Source organism: Algoriphagus sp. PAP.12 (assembly GCF_026652115.1).
Taxonomy (GTDB): domain Bacteria; phylum Bacteroidota; class Bacteroidia; order Cytophagales; family Cyclobacteriaceae; genus Algoriphagus.
The window spans coordinates 216,698-234,763 of sequence record NZ_JAPPSQ010000002.1; the positions used below are offsets into that span (position 1 = coordinate 216,698).

The 18,066-nt window shown below is 39.7% G+C and carries 13 protein-coding genes; 8 read left to right on the plus strand and 5 right to left on the minus strand.

Features of this window, described 5'->3' with window-relative positions; genetic code table 11:
• Window positions 1–9: 9 nt before the first annotated feature.
• From folP to O0V13_RS04365, 3 genes are all read left to right on the plus strand, one after another.
• Window positions 10–894, plus strand: a complete 885-nt coding sequence (gene folP, locus O0V13_RS04355) for a dihydropteroate synthase (RefSeq protein ID WP_268033770.1) — start codon at window positions 10–12, stop codon at window positions 892–894.
• Window positions 891–1,772 (plus strand): diadenylate cyclase CdaA, encoded by an 882-nt coding sequence (gene cdaA, locus O0V13_RS04360; RefSeq protein WP_268033771.1) that lies wholly within the window; start codon window positions 891–893, stop codon window positions 1,770–1,772. The genes folP and cdaA overlap by 4 nt, the downstream gene beginning before the upstream one ends.
• A gap of 239 nt (window positions 1,773–2,011) precedes the next feature.
• Entirely contained in the window at window positions 2,012–2,734 is a 723-nt protein-coding gene (locus O0V13_RS04365; protein WP_268033772.1) for a DUF5715 family protein, read from the plus strand.
• A 75-nt stretch (window positions 2,735–2,809) separates the two neighbouring features.
• Here O0V13_RS04365 and kbl read toward each other — a convergent pair whose 3' ends face one another.
• A complete protein-coding gene (gene kbl / locus O0V13_RS04370; RefSeq protein WP_268033773.1) occupies window positions 2,810–4,006 on the minus strand; it encodes a glycine C-acetyltransferase in 1,197 nt (398 codons plus the stop codon).
• Window positions 4,007–4,151: 145 nt separating this feature from the next.
• Between kbl and O0V13_RS04375 the strand changes: the two genes are divergently transcribed.
• The 5 genes from O0V13_RS04375 (at window position 4,152) to O0V13_RS04395 (ending at window position 11,689) form a co-directional block, all read left to right on the plus strand.
• Window positions 4,152–5,099, plus strand: coding sequence for an NAD-dependent epimerase/dehydratase family protein (locus O0V13_RS04375; protein WP_268033774.1), 948 nt, complete (start codon window positions 4,152–4,154; stop codon window positions 5,097–5,099).
• Between the two features lie 99 nt (window positions 5,100–5,198).
• Entirely contained in the window at window positions 5,199–7,937 is a 2,739-nt protein-coding gene (locus O0V13_RS04380; protein ID WP_268033775.1) for a DUF1553 domain-containing protein, read from the plus strand.
• Between the two features lies 1 nt (window position 7,938).
• Entirely contained in the window at window positions 7,939–9,438 is a 1,500-nt protein-coding gene (locus tag O0V13_RS04385) for a DUF1501 domain-containing protein (protein ID WP_268033776.1), read from the plus strand.
• 3 nt (window positions 9,439–9,441) lie between these two features.
• A complete protein-coding gene (locus O0V13_RS04390) occupies window positions 9,442–10,314 on the plus strand; it encodes a sugar phosphate isomerase/epimerase family protein (RefSeq protein ID WP_268033777.1) in 873 nt (290 codons plus the stop codon).
• Entirely contained in the window at window positions 10,307–11,689 is a 1,383-nt protein-coding gene (locus tag O0V13_RS04395; protein WP_268033778.1) for a c-type cytochrome domain-containing protein, read from the plus strand. The genes O0V13_RS04390 and O0V13_RS04395 overlap by 8 nt, the downstream gene beginning before the upstream one ends.
• Here O0V13_RS04395 and O0V13_RS04400 read toward each other — a convergent pair.
• The 4 genes from O0V13_RS04400 to O0V13_RS04415 form a co-directional block, all read right to left on the minus strand.
• Window positions 11,686–12,039 (minus strand): Spx/MgsR family RNA polymerase-binding regulatory protein, encoded by a 354-nt coding sequence (locus O0V13_RS04400; RefSeq protein ID WP_268033779.1) that lies wholly within the window; start codon window positions 12,037–12,039, stop codon window positions 11,686–11,688. The genes O0V13_RS04395 and O0V13_RS04400 overlap by 4 nt on opposite strands.
• Window positions 12,040–12,132: 93 nt before the next feature.
• Window positions 12,133–14,892, minus strand: coding sequence for a M14 family metallopeptidase (locus tag O0V13_RS04405; RefSeq protein WP_268033780.1), 2,760 nt, complete (start codon window positions 14,890–14,892; stop codon window positions 12,133–12,135).
• A gap of 137 nt (window positions 14,893–15,029) precedes the next feature.
• On the minus strand, window positions 15,030–16,322 hold the full coding sequence (gene hemL / locus O0V13_RS04410) for a glutamate-1-semialdehyde 2,1-aminomutase (protein ID WP_268033781.1): 1,293 nt from the start codon (window positions 16,320–16,322) through the stop codon (window positions 15,030–15,032).
• Window positions 16,319–17,971, minus strand: a complete 1,653-nt coding sequence (locus O0V13_RS04415) for an ABC transporter substrate-binding protein (RefSeq protein ID WP_268033782.1) — start codon at window positions 17,969–17,971, stop codon at window positions 16,319–16,321. Before O0V13_RS04415 ends, hemL begins: the two co-directional genes overlap by 4 nt.
• Window positions 17,972–18,066 lie beyond the last annotated feature (95 nt).

Sequence of the window (18,066 nt, forward strand, 5' to 3'; positions counted from 1 at the left end):
TTAATTTTAATGTTGTCGGCTGCGAGTGCATCTTCCTCGATCGAAGATAATTTATTTCCCCAAAAATATACACTTCAAATTAAGGGAAGGCTTATTGAATGGGAAAAGCCGCAAATAATGGGGATAATCAATACTACTCCTGATTCATTTTTTGAGCAAAGCAGGGTTTTTCCAGAAAAAGAAGCAATTCTCCTTCAAACAGAAAAAATGATTCATGATGGCGCCTCTATATTGGATATTGGAGGTTATAGTAGTAGACCAGGGGCAAAAGATGTGAGTGAAGAGGAAGAATTGGATCGAGTTTTACCAGCTGTCCATTGGATCAATCATGCATTTCCGGAAGTTTTGATTTCCGTGGATACATTTCGATCTAAAGTGGCAAAAGATGCCGTAAATGAAGGTGCCCATATTGTAAATGACATTTCAGGTGGAGAATTGGATTCAGATCTGATACCAACAGTAGCCGAACTGGGAGTTCCGTACATTTTGATGCATATGAGAGGAAATCCTCAAACTATGCAGGCAAAAACGGGGTATTTTGATTTTCTTCCTGAAATATTGAACTATTTCGCTGAAAAACTGGATGTAATAGTAAAGTTTGGCATCAAAGATGTAATTATTGATCCGGGTTTTGGTTTTTCTAAAAATCTCGATCAGAATTACTTTCTTTTGAAAAATCTGGATGTTTTGAAATCGTTAGGTCTGCCAATTTTGGCTGGTCTTTCCAGAAAATCTATGATTTATAAACTATTGGAATGTGAACCATCAGAAGCTTTGATTGGTACCACTGCCCTGAACATGGTGGCACTTCAAAAAGGTGCTAACATCTTGAGAGTACATGACGTTAAAGAAGCAAACGAAACCCTGAAATTATATAACCAACTTTACGCTTGACCTTACTTTTTAAAATAGGATTCCTGGATGTATCCATCGTCAATATGATAGATATTGCGTTGGTGTCATTTCTATTGTACCAGGTTTACAAACTCTTGAAGGGAAGTGTTGCAATCAAGATTTTCCTTGGATTCCTCTCCATTTATTTGATGTATCTTTTGGTGAGAGCACTTCGAATGGAATTACTGTCATCCATTTTAGGTCAATTCATGGGAGTCGGTGTGATTGCAGCTATTATCATTTTCGCACCAGAGATCCGAAAGTTCCTCCTAATGATCGGTAGATCTTCTTTGCTGTCCGATGACAATGCCTGGAAAGATGTACTTTTCTTCTGGAGAAAAAAGGACAATGAATCTTTTAACATCACTCCTATAATTGATGCTTCCAAAACGCTGGCTGGATCTAATACAGGTGCTTTGATGGTTATCTCCAGAAGTACCGAACTTAAATTCTATGCTGAAAGTGGGGATATATTGGATGCAGAATTATCAAAAAGACTCCTTGTATCTATTTTTAACAAATACAGTCCGCTTCATGATGGTGCGGTGATCATTCACAATGGCAAAATCAAGGCTGCAAGATGTATTCTTCCAGTCACAGAAAGAGAAGTTCCTGCCCAATTTGGATTAAGACACCGAGCTGGGATAGGAATGTCAGAAGCCACTGACTCTATTATTTTAATTGTTTCTGAGGAAACTGGTCAGATTTCCATGGCTAAGAATGGAAAGATCCTGCACAACATGTCTTTCCAAGAAGTTCGCGAAACATTGAATGATTACTTAAACAGTCATGATGTGGATGCGAGATTTGAGAATCTGGAAGATTACCAGCAAAAGAAAAAGAAGAAACTGGCAGCTATGACAAGTAAGTCTTCATAAAAATCACTTATTTTATTAGGTGAAACACTCAAATTAAAGCTCGACCATCTGTATTTTTTTTATCCCGATAAGACTAATTACCTAGCCTAATTTGTAAAAATTAGCCAAGTTCAATTATCTATCTTATTTAACAGAATCACCCTTCAAGTATTAAAAAACTAGTAGCAAAGTGGATTAATCTTTGCTATCACAGCGTTAAGATTATCAGTACCCCTGACAAATCACCCCCACTCTTAACAATGAAAAAACCAAATAGAATTCAAATTGCCATTTTATTGATTCTTTTTTCGGCAGGAGCCTGGGCTACCCAAGCTTATATGCCTGAAATCAAAAAGCAATTGAAAGACACTTATTCTTCATTGGTAGAACCAGATGAGGAAACTATTCGAGCAGAAATAATTCAAACGATTGAAATAGAAGTTCCAGAGCCAAGAATTACACCTCCCGTTCCCAAAGAGCTAATCACTAAAGAATATGACAAGCATTTATTCGCGGCAGAATACAATGGCTTCGGGCTGATTGAAAGTGAAGATCATTACAATAGTTTGGTCAAAGACGGGAAATTAGTTCTTATTGATAAAGGAACTGGATACGAAGTAATGCCTTTAACGCATAGCCAACCTTACATCACTCCCTACTCAAAGACGGTTTTGGAAGAAATCGGAATCGCTTTTCAAAGTCTAACAGACTCCAAAAGCTATATCACACTCACCTCAGTTACCAGAACTCCAGAACAACAAAAGAGCCTAAGAAAAAGAAATACAAATGCAACTAACGGGGTTAGTTCTCATTCCTATGGAGTGTCTTTTGACATTTCATACATCCGATTCAATGGTAAAAAGAATTGGAGCCGAAAGAATCAAAAAAAGCTTGAGAAAATCTTAAAGGAATTTGAAGCTGAAAATAAAATCTTCTTTATCAAAGAAAGAAAGCAGAGCTGCTACCACGTGACAGTCAGGTAAATTTCTTTCAGGTATAAAACAAAAGCCAGAATTCAATATTGAACTCTGGCTTTTGTCATTTATAAAGAGAGAGGATTATTTGATCACTCCCAATTCTTTTCCAACCTGCGTAAAGGCTTGAATAGCCTGATCCAAATGCTCTCTTTCATGCCCTGCAGAAATCTGAACACGGATTCTAGCCTGTCCCTTTGGTACCACAGGGTAATAGAAACCAATCACATAGATTCCTTTTTCCAAAAGTTTCTCAGCCATTTGTTGAGAAAGAACTGCATCATATAACATCACTGGAACAATCGGATGTGTACCCGGCTTGATATCAAAACCTGCAGCCGTCATTTTCTCACGGAAGTATTGAGTATTGACCTCCAATTTATCTCTCAACTCAGTGGTCTCAGTCAACAAATCAAAAACAGCAATAGATGCTCCGGTTATTGATGGCGCCAAAGTATTGGAGAACAAATAAGGCCTGGATCTTTGACGAAGCAATTCGATAATTTCTTTTCTACCTGAAGTAAAGCCTCCAGATGCTCCACCCAAAGCTTTCCCCAAAGTACCAGTAATAATATCCATTTTGCCCATGACATTACAATGCTCATGAACTCCTCGCCCTGTTTTACCCATAAAGCCTGTAGAATGACACTCATCGGACATTACCAACGCTTCATATTTCTCAGCTAGAGCTACAATCTTATCCAACTGGGCAATGGTACCGTCCATGGAAAAAACTCCGTCAGTAACGATGATCTTTTGCTTGGCTCCTTTTTCGACAGCATCCTTCAATTGAGCTTCCAAATCCTCCATATCATTATGCTGGTAACGGAATCTCATTGCTTTACAAAGTCTGACACCGTCAATAATGGATGCATGATTCAATGCATCAGAAATAATAGCGTCTTCAGGACCCAAAATAGGTTCAAATACACCACCATTGGCATCAAAAGCAGCGGCATAAAGAATGGTATCCTCTGTTCCCAAAAATTCGGAAATCTTCTTCTCCAATTCTTTATGAATATCCTGAGTTCCACAAATAAACCTCACAGAAGACATTCCAAAACCATGGGAATCAATCGCAGCTTTTGCCGCATCGATTACTTTAGGGTGAGATGAAAGTCCCAAATAATTATTGGCACAAAAGTTCAAAACTTTCTTTCCGCCAGTTATTGTAATCTCTGCCGCCTGAGGAGAAGTGATGACTCTTTCATTTTTAAAAAGACCCGCGTCCTTGATAGATTGGATTTCCGCTTCCAATTTGGGTTTGATCTGATCGTACATGTTGAGAAGTATTAACTAATAATTTTCGGTTTTCCTTTGGTCAAAAATTCTTTTCGACCCTCTAATTTTTTATACTTTTGCGCAAGCAAATCCAAATATAAACAAAAAGCCTCGGAAGGAAATCGGGCAATTTAATCTCCCATCAATGGAAAAAATTCTTGTAATCGGCGCTGCCGGTCAATTGGGTTCTGAATTAACAAAATCATTAAGTGACATTTATGGCGGTGACAGGGTGATTGCCACGGACTTAAATGAGTCAGCCAGGTCAAAATTCGACTATTGCCAATTCGAAGTATTGGATATCATGGATCAGGCAAAAGCCAAAGAACTGATCCAAAAAGAAAATGTAAAGCAAGTTTATCATTTGGCTGCAGTCCTTTCAGCAACCGGTGAGCAAAAACCGCTTTTTGCGTGGAACTTGAATATGGACAGCTTATTGTTTGTCTTAGAAATGGCTAGAGAATTCAAAATGGAGAAAGTTTATTGGCCTTCTTCCATTGCTGTTTTCGGTCCAAACACTCCTAAAATCAATACTCCTCAGTATTGTGTAAAAGAACCCAACACCGTTTATGGGATTTCTAAGCAAGCTGGTGAAAGATGGTGTGAGTATTATTTCCAAAAATATGGAGTCGATGTACGCTCCTTAAGATACCCAGGTTTGATTGGATACAAATCTTTACCAGGCGGAGGCACCACAGATTACGCGGTAGATATTTATCATAAAGTATTAGCTGGAGAAAAATTCAGCTGTTTCTTGAGAGAAGATAGCTCTCTTCCTATGATGTATATGCCGGATGCCATCAAAGCAACTTTGGATTTGATGCATGCTCCTTCAGAATCGGTAAAAATAAGATCCAGCTACAACTTGGCAGGCATGAGCTTTACTCCAAAAGATATCTACGAAAGCATATTAAAATATTATCCAAATTTTGAAATCGAATACAATCCTGATTTCAGACAAAGCATTGCAGATAGTTGGCCAGATAGTGTTGACGACAGTTGCGCAAGAACTGATTGGGGATGGAAACCAGACTTTGGATTAGATGAAATGACAAAGGATATTCTGGAAAATTTACCAAATTATTCTTTTTAAGTAACTTAAAGACCCGAAAGACACCTTTCGGGTTTTTTGTTGAAAATACCTTTCGAATTTTAGGTCATTTTACCTATTTTTCGAGTTCGCAATAGACTCATGACAAAAGTTAAACTATATAGTGTAATTACTTCCCTGGTTATTTTGGGGATTTTGGCTGCATATTTTTTTGCTCCAAAAAAGAAAGTAGACTTCAGTACGGAAATCAAACCTATCCTTAACAAGCATTGTATAGCATGCCATGGAGGAGTGAAGAAAAGTGGCGGATTTAGTGTATTATTTGAGGACGAAGCTCTCGCTATTACAGAATCAGGACATCCATCCATTATTCCCGGAGACGCTAATAACAGTGAATTAATCAAGCGATTATCAGATCCTGATCCAGAATTAAGAATGCCATATGGCAAACCTGCTCTTGCAAAAGAGGAGATTCAATTATTAAAAGACTGGATCATTGAAGGTGCAAATTGGGGGAAACACTGGGCATACGAGTCAGTTCAGAAACCAGCTGAAGCAAATCAAATCCAATCAGCTGGGATTGGTTCAAGTGATTCCAATTCCCCTTCCAATCCGATTGATTTTTTTGTTGCAGAAAAATTAGAAGAACAAGGTCTAACATTTTCTCCACAAGAAGATCCGAATAAACTTTTAAGAAGAGTATCCTTAGATATAACCGGCTTACCTCCTACTGATTCATTGTTGAACTTATATCAAGGTGGAAAAATCAATTATGAACAAGCAGTTGACTACTTACTTAACCAGCCGAGCTACGGTGAAAATTGGGCGAGTTGGTGGCTGGATTTGGCAAGATACGCTGATACCAAAGGTTATGAGCGGGATGTTTCAAGAACCGTTTGGCCTTATCGTGATTATGTGATCCAATCTCTAAACAAGGACAAGCCTTTTGATGAATTTACTATCGAGCAATTAGCTGGAGATCTTCTTCCAAATCCAACTCAAGAACAACTCACCGCCACTGCTTTCCACCGAAACACCATGAATAATGACGAAGGTGGAACACAGGATGAAGAGTTTCGGGTTGCCGCAGTTTTGGATCGGGTAAATACCACTTATGAAGTTTGGCAAAGTACGACCATGGCCTGTGTCCAATGCCATAGCCATCCCTATGATCCCATCCGACATGAGGAGTTTTATGAATCCATGGCTTTTTTCAACAACACCCGAGATGAAGATACTCATGATGAAGAACCCAAATTGAGATTCTATAATGTTAAGGATCAAATTAATTTAGGTAAAGTAGTCAATTGGGTAGAACAAAATGATTCCAAAGAAGCAGCTAAGAAAAGGGCAGATTTTCTCACTTTTTATGAGCCTAAATATGAATCCCATATTGCCACAGACTTTAATAAAGCTGAACTTATTGACACTAAATGGTTGGGGCTGTGGAATGGGGGTTCAGCCTATTTTAGAAATATAGATACTCAAGGTTCAGACCAAATGCTGCTCAACTACCGAAGTGGCTTGAATGGAACACGAATAACCATCAGAATCGGGGGACCTGATGGAGAAGTATTAACTCAATTCACTTTGAACCAGACTAGAGGGGATGAGATTCATTCCTTTCCTATCAAAAAAATCCAAGGGAAAAACGACCTATATATATCAGCGGTAAGTCCTAGTGCCAAACCCCAACAAAATACTTCGGCATTAGTATGGTTTGCCTTTATCCCAAGTCTTCCAGGGAAATCCGAAGCTGGATTTGCTGAAGTAAAAGATTCTTGGGAATCCATTCTCAAATTCAATGGAACGAAGCTTCCTATTTTAATTGAAAACCCAGAATACATGAAACGTGAAACCAAAATCTTCGAGAGAGGAAATTGGTTAATGTTAGGCGATAAAGTAGATCCTGACACACCTTCTGAATTCAATGAATGGAATCCCCAATGGCCAAGAAACAGGTTAGGCTTTGCATACTGGCTGACCTCTAAGGAAAACCCTTTGACTTCCAGAACGCTTGTCAACAGAATCTGGGCACAACTATTCGGTCGAGGAATTGTGAGTTCTGTTGAAGATATGGGAACCCAATCGGATACTCCTTCACATCCAGAGCTTTTAAACTATTTGGCTTGGACCACGATGAACGATTATGAATGGAGTCTCAAAAAGCTCATTAAATCTATCGTCACTTCTGAAACCTACAAGCAAAACTCATCAGTTTCTCCAGAATTGTATTCTCAGGATCCTCAAAATAAGTGGTATGCTAGAGGCCCAAGAATAAGATTAAGTGCTGAACAAATCAGAGATCAGGCTTTGGCTGTTTCTGGATTGCTTAGCCATAAAATGTACGGCCCTGGAGTCAAGCCACCTCAACCGGAAGGAATCTGGCAAACAGTTTACAATGGAGAATCCTGGAATGAATCAAATGGTGAAGATCGATATCGACGAGGCATTTATACTTTCTTGAAAAGGACCAGCCCTTATCCTTCTTTTATTTCTTTTGATGCTGGAAGTAGGGAGGTTTGCCTGAGTAATAGAATTGTTACCAATACCCCTCTCCAAGCGCTAGTAACCTTAAACGATCCAGTTTACTTAGAAGCCGCAGCCCAATTGGGTAAGTGGATGTTGGATTCTGATTCAGACCCTCAAAAGGGAATCTCGAATGGCTATCAAAAACTGATGCTAACACCAATTTCGAAAGAAAAACTCAAAGCATTGGATGAATTGTATTTGGTATCCTTGAAAGAATTTGAGCAGAATCCAAAATCCCTTCAGGAGTTTATGACTGCCAATTTTGAGCAAATAACCCCTGAATTGGCATCCATGTCTGTGGTGGCCAATGCACTTTTGAACTTGGATGAATTCCTAACTAAACCTTGACATGAAGCATTTAGATAAATTAATTCAAGAGCTTTCCCAGCAACAGCTAGAAAAGAAAACCAGAAGGCATTTTCTAATGGATTGTGTCAGCAAAATGGGAGGACTGGCCTTAGCCCCTCTGATGTTCGGCTGTGGATTGGAATCCAAACCTAAAGGATTGGAGTTAAGCCAAAGAGACTTGAATCCCCTAGCTCCACTTCCACCTCCTTTCAGAGGAAAAGCCAAGTCCATCATTTATTTACATATGGCAGGGGCACCGTCCCAGTTAGAATTATTTGACTACAAGCCAGAATTGGCAAAATACCATAATCAACCTTGTCCAGAGTCCCTTTTGGAAGGAAGGACTTTTGCCTTTATCAGAGGAGTTCCTAATCTATTGGGTCCACAGGCAAACTTCACTCAAAAAGGTGAATCTGGTGCTTGGGTTTCTGACTTTTTACCCCATTTCTCTCAGGTCATTGATGATGTGGCATTCCTAAAAGCTGTTCATACTGATCAATTCAACCATGGACCCGCTCAGCTATTTATGCAAACGGGAAGCCCAAGGTTGGGACGTCCAAGTTTGGGAAGTTGGGTAACATATGGATTGGGTACTGAAAATCAAAACCTACCAGGATTTGTTGTTTTGACTTCTGGAGGTAAAACTCCGGATGCTGGAAAAAGTGTTTGGGGAAGTGGATTTCTTCCTTCCGTTTACCAAGGTGTCCAATGTAGATCCAAAGGAGATCCTGTGTTGTATCTCCAAGATCCTGATGGCATGTCCCGAGATATGAAGAAAAATCTGATCTCGGCTATCAATGATGTCAATAAGGAAGAATTCAACCAATATGGGGATCCAGAAATCCTAGCCAGAATCAATCAATATGAAATGGCTTATAGAATGCAGATTGAGGTACCCGAAGTAATGGACATCAATGATGAACCTGAATACATTCATGAGCTGTATGGAACTCAGCCTGGAAAAGAATCCTTTGCAAACAATTGCCTTCTTGCCCGAAAATTGGTGGAGAAAGGCGTAAGAGTTGTTCAACTTTATGATTGGGGTTGGGATTCTCATGGAACAGATCATGATGGTTCGATTGACATGGGGCTTAGAAATAAGTGCCGTGAAATCGATCGTCCTATGACTGCCTTACTTTTGGATCTCAAACAAAGAGGCTTGTTAGAAGACACTCTTGTAGTTTGGGGAGGTGAGTTTGGAAGAACTCCAATGCAGGAAAATCGGGAAGGAAAACAACAAAGTTTCTTGGGAAGAGATCATCACGGAGATGCCTTTACCATGTGGATGGCCGGAGGAGGTGTGAAAAAAGGCGCTTCTTATGGAATCACAGATGACTTTGGCTTTTCAGGAATTGATGAACGCGTTTCTGTTCATGACATCCATGCCACCATACTTCATTTGATGGGCTTTGATCACGAACAGTTCACGTATGACTTCCAAGGTCGACCTTTCAGACTAACAGATGTGGAAGGAGAATTAATTAGAAAAATTATCGCTTAATACATGCACCCATTTTCCAGATTGCTACTAGCAATTGCTTTTATTTCGATTTCATTCAATTCAATTGCCCAAAAACAAATTCTCTTCTTCCAAACAGATTGGGGGAATGAACTTCCAATCGATGACTTTTTAGCCAAAACCAAAGCAGACGGATACGATGGTATCGAAGTCTGGATGCCTAGGTCCGACGAAGCCAAACAAAAGCTAAAAGAAGGTCTTGAAAAGTATGATTTGAAAGTCCTCTTCCTTCATGGAACGAACAAAGGCTTGCCTTTTGAAGAGTCCTTAAAAGCCTATGAGGAGGGTTTAAGATATATCTTATCCTGGAATCCAGTCAAAGTAAATAGTCATACAGGAAGTGATTTCTGGACCTTGGAGCAAAATCTTGCTTTCATTAAAGCTGGACAAAAAATAGCGCAAGAAGCAGGTATTCCATTAATCCATGAAACCCACAGAGGTAGATTTTCCAATACACTTCCAGCAACCTTGGAAATGATAGATGCATTTCCTGCTTTGAGATTGAATCTGGATATCAGTCATTGGATGGTAGTTCATGAGAAACTGATCCAAAAAGAAGACCCATTCTTAAAAAAGGTTTTGCCTCATATAGATCACATTCATTCTAGAGTTGGATTTGCAGAAGGCCCACAAGTCAATAACCCTGCAGCACCGGAATGGAAGCATGCTGTAGAAGTTCATATGGAGATTTGGAAGGAAATCATCCAAAATTATCCTGAAGATACTTTTACTATCACTACCGAATTTGGTCCTCCCCCATATTTACCAACCGTTCCGTTCTCCAACGTTCCGATTGCTGACCAATGGGAAGCGAATGTTTACATTATGAATTTGATCAAAAAGCATCTAAATGATTGAGTTTATTTTTCCTCTTTTTGGAAGGTTTCATCCCATCCTAGTTCACCTTCCTATTGGCTTTTTAGCATTTGGGATCATCTTAGTTTTCTTGAGTAAAAAAGGAGACAACAAGCACCTAGATTCCATTCGCCTAGCCTTTTTACTTGGAGCTATTTCGGCTGTGCTTTCTTCCATTTCTGGTTTCCTCCAGTATCAATACGAAGGATTCAGCTGGGATTCGGTTCAGTTTCATTTCTATTTTGGAAGTGGTACTGCTCTATTTTCTTTTTGGCTCTTTTATGAAATCAATAAATCAAATGTAATTCCACCTAAGTTTAAGTTGAAGGCGGGGATATTGTTTGCTTTACTCCTATTTACAGGTCACTTGGGAGGGAATATCACCCATGGAGAAACCTATCTAATTGAGCCTTTGCCCGCAGGAATGCAAAACTTCTTAGGCTACGATACATCTGAAAAAAAGGGCTTAGAAATTCCTGAAAATGGATGGGAGGAGTTGGCCTATTTCGAAGAGGTAGTTCAACCCATTCTCAATCAAAACTGTGCAAGTTGCCATAATACCAGAAACAAAAAAGGCGAATTAGACCTATCTAGTTACAATTCCCTACTGGAAGGAGGCGAAGATGGTTTCATTCTAACCAGTGGAAGTCCAGACGACAGTCCGCTTTTTTCAAGGTTGGTACTTCCCAAAGAAGATGAAGATCATATGCCTCCAAAGGAAAAACGTCAAATGCACAAAGAGGAGATTGAGTTGATCCAGAGATGGATTGCCTTGGGAGGAAACACTGAATCCAAATTGGGAGATGCAAATATTGAGGCTGAATTGTTGGAACCCTTTTTCAAACGTGAAGAAATTCCATTCTATCCAACCGCCTCTGTGAATCCAGTTTCAGAAGACGACCTGAATTCAATGAAAGATGAGGGGTTCTTTGCCGAGCCAGTTTCTGAGGAATCAAACTGGATCATGATTTCCTGCATCAACTTACCTTCTTTTTCAGATTCTGATTGGCAAAAATTAAATTCAGTAAAAGATCAATTGGCATTTTTGGACTTATCTAGAACTCAAATTTCTGATCAAAGTCTAGATCAGATTGCTGGCTTTCCCAACTTGACTGTATTGAAATTAAACGAGACGGATATTTCAGGAAGTGGATTGGAAAAGCTTCAAAAAAATGAAAACCTGAAGAACCTCTATTTAAATAAAACTCAAGTGACATTGGAGCTATTGGAATCACTTCAAGATCACCCGAGTTTAGAAAAGGTCTTTGCATTTGATACTCCAGCAGCTGAAAATAGCAACTCCAAAGAGTTTAGCTTTCATTTGGAAAAAGGAAATTACCTTCTTCCCAAATTGCCTACTGATACGATTGTTTTTTAAGAAAGGTGGCTTTCGATTGCTTCCTCATCAAAACCCAGCGTGATACTTCCATCACCGTAAACAATCACCGGTCTTTTGATCATACTGGAGTTTTCTACCAAAATAGATAAAGCTGATTTTTGGGATTCCAATGCAGCTTTTTGAGAATCATCCATCTTTCTGTAGGTCGTCCCCTTTTTATTAACCAACTGCTCCAAAGAAACTTTCTCTAAAAACCCTTCCAATAAATCCTCGGTAGGTTTCTGTTTTTTATAATCGATAAAATCATAGGCTACTCCTTTTTCTTCCAAAAAAGTGAATGCCTTTTTCATGGTATTACAGTTTTTGATTCCGTAAACTTTAACTGACATGGTTTTCGTTTAGATTAAATGATTTCAAGATTCAATGTGAATGTAAAGATACCCGAGATTTCAAAACCTTCGGGTATCTTCCATCTACCAATATTAATCTCCCAAATGATTCCAGTTGATGATGGCATTCCACACTAAAGGAGCATCATGATGATTCAAATAGCGATGAAGCGGATCAAAGGTAAAGGCAACAATTCTACCTTTCCCTACTGGAACATTGAAAATCCCTCCTTGACCAATAATCGTTTGCTCATTTCTCACCATTCCAGATCTCACATAAGGAATAGGCTTTCCTTCACTTTCTTTTTTGAAATCCTTTTCAGGATTTTCCATCCCCATGATTTCTCCTGTATAAGGCTCTTCATCTTTCAAGGGCTTCGTGCCATACTGAAGAACCATCATATCTCTTTTTGCCAAATCGACTCCGTACAATGGACCATTTCCTCTAAAAATGGAGAAAACCTCAGGATAGCCATACAATAATGGACTGCTAGAATCTTTAGCTTTTACAGTAACAACAGATCCTGGATGGAAAAGCCCTCCAGCGTTATGAGGATCTAAATCTCTAGTAATTCCTGTTTCGGCAACCATTCTAGTAGAATTATCCAGGGTAATCACCAAACCTCCAGCTTCCACAAACTTCTTCAAATTATCAATGCCCAAAAAGCCTGGACCTCCAGTCATATCATCCGTAGAATCTGGATACCCATGAGAAGGAAACTCATCAGTTTTGGTATATGGCATGGGTCCAAATCTACTATCAACTCCATGGATAAAAGTGGAGACATCTCCCCTACTTCTTGGAACCAAAATCACATCAAACTTGGATTTCAAATCTCCTGCTTTCAGGTCATCTTTATCAATTGAGGTATATGGAATTCCACGTTGCTCAAAGGTGTATCTGGACCAACCTTCATCTTGGGTATTGAACCAAGTATGGTAAATCGCAATTTTAGGAAGGTCTACAGCATGGACTTCTGAACTATTTGGAGCCTGAGAAGCTCTGGTAATATCCAACTCAAACTTCTCTCCCAACTCTTTCGCTTGAGAAGAAGAAATCCCCTTGATCCAAATAGACCCTGAAGACAGGCTATCGGATCCGGTTTTCAACCCTGATTCCAATACATTGATTTCTAGATCAGAATCTTGCTCTTTTAACCAATACAAAGCTGGTAAAACTGTATTCTGGGCCTTGTAGGAAATGTAATAATTGGAACCGCTCCCATCAACTTTACCGTCATAAGAAGCATCCGAATCAACTAAAGACAAGCTATTTCTATCAAAATCTATAGAGTCCTTTGTTTCCACATCAACTCCATAGAGATAGCTCAAAGTCCAAGCAATATCATCGTACGGAGGGAATTTGGCATCTTTAGGATACTTCTGTTCAGAAAGTAATGTCACAGCCAAGTTTCGGTAAGGTTGATCCAATAATACATAAAAGGCTCCTTCACCATCTTCATGAACTTCAATCGCCTGAGCTCTCAATTGATTCACCAAATAAGCAGCCATGGCTGGATCTCTTTGCTCTGCTGGAATCACATAAGCTCTAGGTCCTTCAGTGCTTCCTTTTCTGATGGAATTCACCCCTTTTTGATAGAAGTTTCTCAACAATTGTTCTCCATTTTGAGCAGCATAGCTCAAAGAAGCCAAAACTCCAGCCTGCATGTAATTCACATTATTTCTAGCGGACCAATAGACTTTTTCAGAAGGTGGATCAGGACGGTACCATTCTCTTGTGGTCGCAGGATCACCTGCATACCTCGCATTGGAAAGATCTCTCAAATAGGTATTTGCGCCAGCATTCCCGAAGGTCTCATAGAAGCGTCCGTTTGAGTTATGGTTATTTGCTACCCAAATCCCATATCCAGGCCACCAGCCATCGTAAAAAGCCCATGTAAAGGCTCCGGGCATTCCCTGAGCCGCCAGAGTGGTGATATCATGATTGGCCATAATTTGCCACTCTCCTATAGTCACAGGATCTACTTGCTCATTATATGGGCCTGTCCCTGTCGATATATAAAGCAAAGGCACAGACTCATGTAGATCCAACATCACTGTCGGATGCCATTCGTAGAAAATGTTGAAAATCGCCTTCGTTAATTCTTGAGAAACCTGCAAGCCATCTCGGTTATTGTCATGGTAAACATATGTTCCCCAATAAGGCGCAGACCTAGGGAAACCATCATCCCATTCAGTTCTTGCTTTGCTATAGCGATAATACCAATCAACCACTTTGTCTCTGCCATCAGGTTCTGATACTGGATTGATCAATACGATTACATTATCCAATATTTTTTTGATGCTTTTACCCTCACTGGTTACGAGTCGATAAGCTAATTCCATCAACATTTCTGGAGAACCCATTTCAGTAGAGTGCAGGCCACCATTCAGGTAGTAAACAGGTTTAGCTTTCCCGAAAATTTCTTCAGCTTTTTCTGAATCAATCTTTCTTGGATCTGCCAATTGAGCCAAATACTCCCGATAGGTATCCAAATCCTCCATACTTTCATCACTTCCGATCACAACCATATAGATTGGTCTTCCTTCCTCGGTAGTCCCGACTTGCTTCAAATTCAAATTGGGAGACGCATCTGCCAAAGCCTGATAATACCCATAAATCGAAGTAGTATTGTGCATGACACCCGGAGTTCCGATTATCTGTCCAAAATGCTTGGAAGGTGAAGGAATCGTAGGGTGCTCAACAACTCCCAATACCGAACTGGGTAGAAAGCGCGTATCAGTAGTATATTCTTTGATCTTGGCATTATAATCCTGATCAACTTGTTGGGCTTGAGCGAAAAAACTACTCCCTAAGAGACAGAGTCCTGCTCCCAGAATTTTTGAGTTCATAATCTGAAGGGTTCGTGGTTGACTTAATAGTCAGAATATAAGCCAAAAGATTAAAAAGCCCTTCAAATTTTGAACAAAAGGACAATCTTTAGTTTGGAAGAGGATATAAAAAAAGGCCGAATCAATCGGCCTCAATTTTAGGAATGAATCTCAATCATGCTTTCGCGATGAGCTTCCAGTATTTTATCAATTAGTTCATCTTTCAAAGCGGTAGAAAGGAACAAACTTTCAAATTGACTAGGTGCCAGGTAAATACCTCTTTTCAGCATTGCTTGGAAGTATTTCCCGAATAAAGCGGTATCCGATTTTTTTGCAGATTCAAAATCATAAACAGGCTGATCTGTGAAGAAAAGACAATACATACTTCCCAAATGATTGACTGTATAATTATGTCCTAACTCTTTGTTTATGTTCTCGATTCCTTCTGAAACCTTTTTTCCGATCTCATTCAGCTTCGAATAAACAGATTTTTGAGCGTTCAAGTGTCTCAACATCGCCAATCCTGCAGCCATAGCTATTGGATTACCTGAAAGAGTTCCAGCTTGATAAACCGGACCTGCTGGAGACACGTGCTCCATAATTTCCTTTTTACCTCCATAAGCTCCTACAGGCATACCACCCCCAATGATTTTACCCAGAGTAGTCATATCAGGAGTCACTCCGAAAAGCTCTTGCGCACCTCCTGGAGCCAATCTGAAGCCTGTCATTACTTCATCAAAAATCAATACGATTCCTTCTCGCGAACAGATTTCCCTCAATCCTTCCAAATAACCTGGCTTCGGCAAGGCCAATCCCATATTTCCCGGAACAGGCTCTAAAATCAAAGCTGCAATTTCTCCTTTGTTTGCTTCAACCAACTCTTCGATTGCTTCCAGAGAGTTATAGGGTGCCAAAAGTGTATCTTTTGCAGTTCCTTTGGTCACACCTGGCGAATCAGGATTCCCCATGGTAATTGCACCAGAACCAGCTGCAATCAAGAAGGAATCACCATGTCCATGGTAGTGACCTTCCATTTTGATAAACTTATCTCTTCCTGTATAGCCTCTTGCTACTCGGATAGCAGACATGGTAGCTTCAGTACCGGAATTCACCATTCTGACTTTCTCTACAGAAGGGACCATGCTTATAATCAACTCAGCAATCTCAATCTCTCTAGCTGTTGGTGCGCCAAATGAAGTCCCATTTTCCATAGCTTGAATCACCGCTTCTCTAATCAACGTGTGATTGTGGCCAATAATCATTGGTCCCCAGCTATTGATCAGCTCGATGTAGCGATTGTCATCTTCATCAAAGATGTATGCTCCATCAGCTCTTTTGATAAAAATAGGTTCACCCCCTACGGCTCTAAAGGCACGTACTGGTGAATTAACACCTCCTGGGATAAAATTTTGGGCATGGGCAAAAAGCCGCTTGCTTTCAGATATGTTCATTGATTTAATAGTGGTTTCAGTTCACCTGTTTCAATAGTAAAAACAGGTACATATTGATTGGAATTGCTATTTTGGAAATTAAAGCCCCATGTCAGTTTTCCAGGTTCAAAAACCTGCTGATCCAAGCTTCGCCTCAAATCAAATCCAAATGTAGGTTTCAAATTTTCAGAGACCCAATAAACTAACTCCCTACCCAAAATCGCATTCATGGTTGGGAAAGCCAAATTCCTTCCATAAAATTCTGATTTAAAAGAAGTCATTGCTTCTTTATCCAATGCAGGCGAGTTATTTGAAATGAAATAGAAATTGGGAAATTCCAACATCTCATAATTCGCAAAATTGAAGCCTAACCAAGAGTCCATTACCAAAATCGGCAGAATAGTAGTCACGGATTCTATTAAAGCCAAAGTAGGCTGAGCTATTGAAGGATCATCTGTAAGAAATATAACCTGATCAACATCCAAATTGACACTGTCTTTACCAGGTCTTACTCCCAAATCTGTCAAAAATGTGGCTGCATTTCGAGGATCTAATCTTTGGCTATCTACTATTTGAAAACCTTCCTGAGTAAGTCTTTCATTTAGCAATGCTGCCATTTTTTCATCTCTTGAGCTTCCACTATATCCAATGGCAACTCGATTTCCCCAAGCTTTACCTTTCAGGTTTTTGATGATTCCTTCTACCAAGTTTTGAGCGGAAGGTCTAAACAAATAGCTGTATTGCTTTCCAACAAAACGCTCACCCAAATTCGAAAGTGGATGCACAAATGGAATCTTTGCATTTTCTGCAAATGCACTCACTAAGTCAGACTCATCCGGATAAATAGGACCTAGAATCACATCAGCTTTCGCAACTGCCGGTTCCTGCAAAACACTTCTCAAATGATTCATATCCCTTTGAGAATCAAATGTTGAAAGATTGACATTTGCACCCTCCCTCTTCATTTTATTGACCGCAAAGCGAATCCCTTGGAACAACTCGTAAGTAAATGATGATGGAGAAATCTGACCATTTCCAGTATCAGTAAATGGAAGGATCACTACAATGTCCAACACATCGTCTTTTAATTGACCTGATGAAGCGTTTGCTCCAATTCCCTGCATTTCATAATACAAAGCCTTTTCCTCAGAGGACAAAACAGTTTTGCTTTTCAGGACAGTGCCCAACGCAGCCTTATATGCTGATTGATTTTCAAATTCTTTGAGATTACTTATCAAAAAATTAGGGCTTGATTTACTCAAATATTCGAAAGAAAGATCCTGAGCTTTTTCCTGCAAGGCAGGATCTTCGATTTTAGCAATTGCTCTAAGAGCCTCTAAGGCTTGATTATTTTGAAAATATGCTGTTGCTAAAAGGTACTCGGCATCCTGACTACCTTTCCAATTTCTAGAAACTAAAGGCTGAAGAAACTCAATAGCTTGTGCAGGTTGATTGGCACCAATGGCAGCCTCCCCAGCATGAAATGAAGCGTAATTGGCCAGGTTGCCATATTTTTCTACACTTGTAAATTCTTTGAAAGAGTTTAATGCGTCCCAATAACTCCGGGAATTCAATAGGACTTGAGCCCGCTGATAGCCCTCTGGAACGGACTGGGACCATGCTTCTAGACAAATCAAAAATACTGGAAGCAAAAGGAATAATTTTCTCATGAATCGAGGGTATGCGTCTGACAAGTGAGGCAAATTTACGCCATTATTTTCAAACCCAAAGTTTAGGCCAAAATACTCCAAAAAAGAAGACCCAA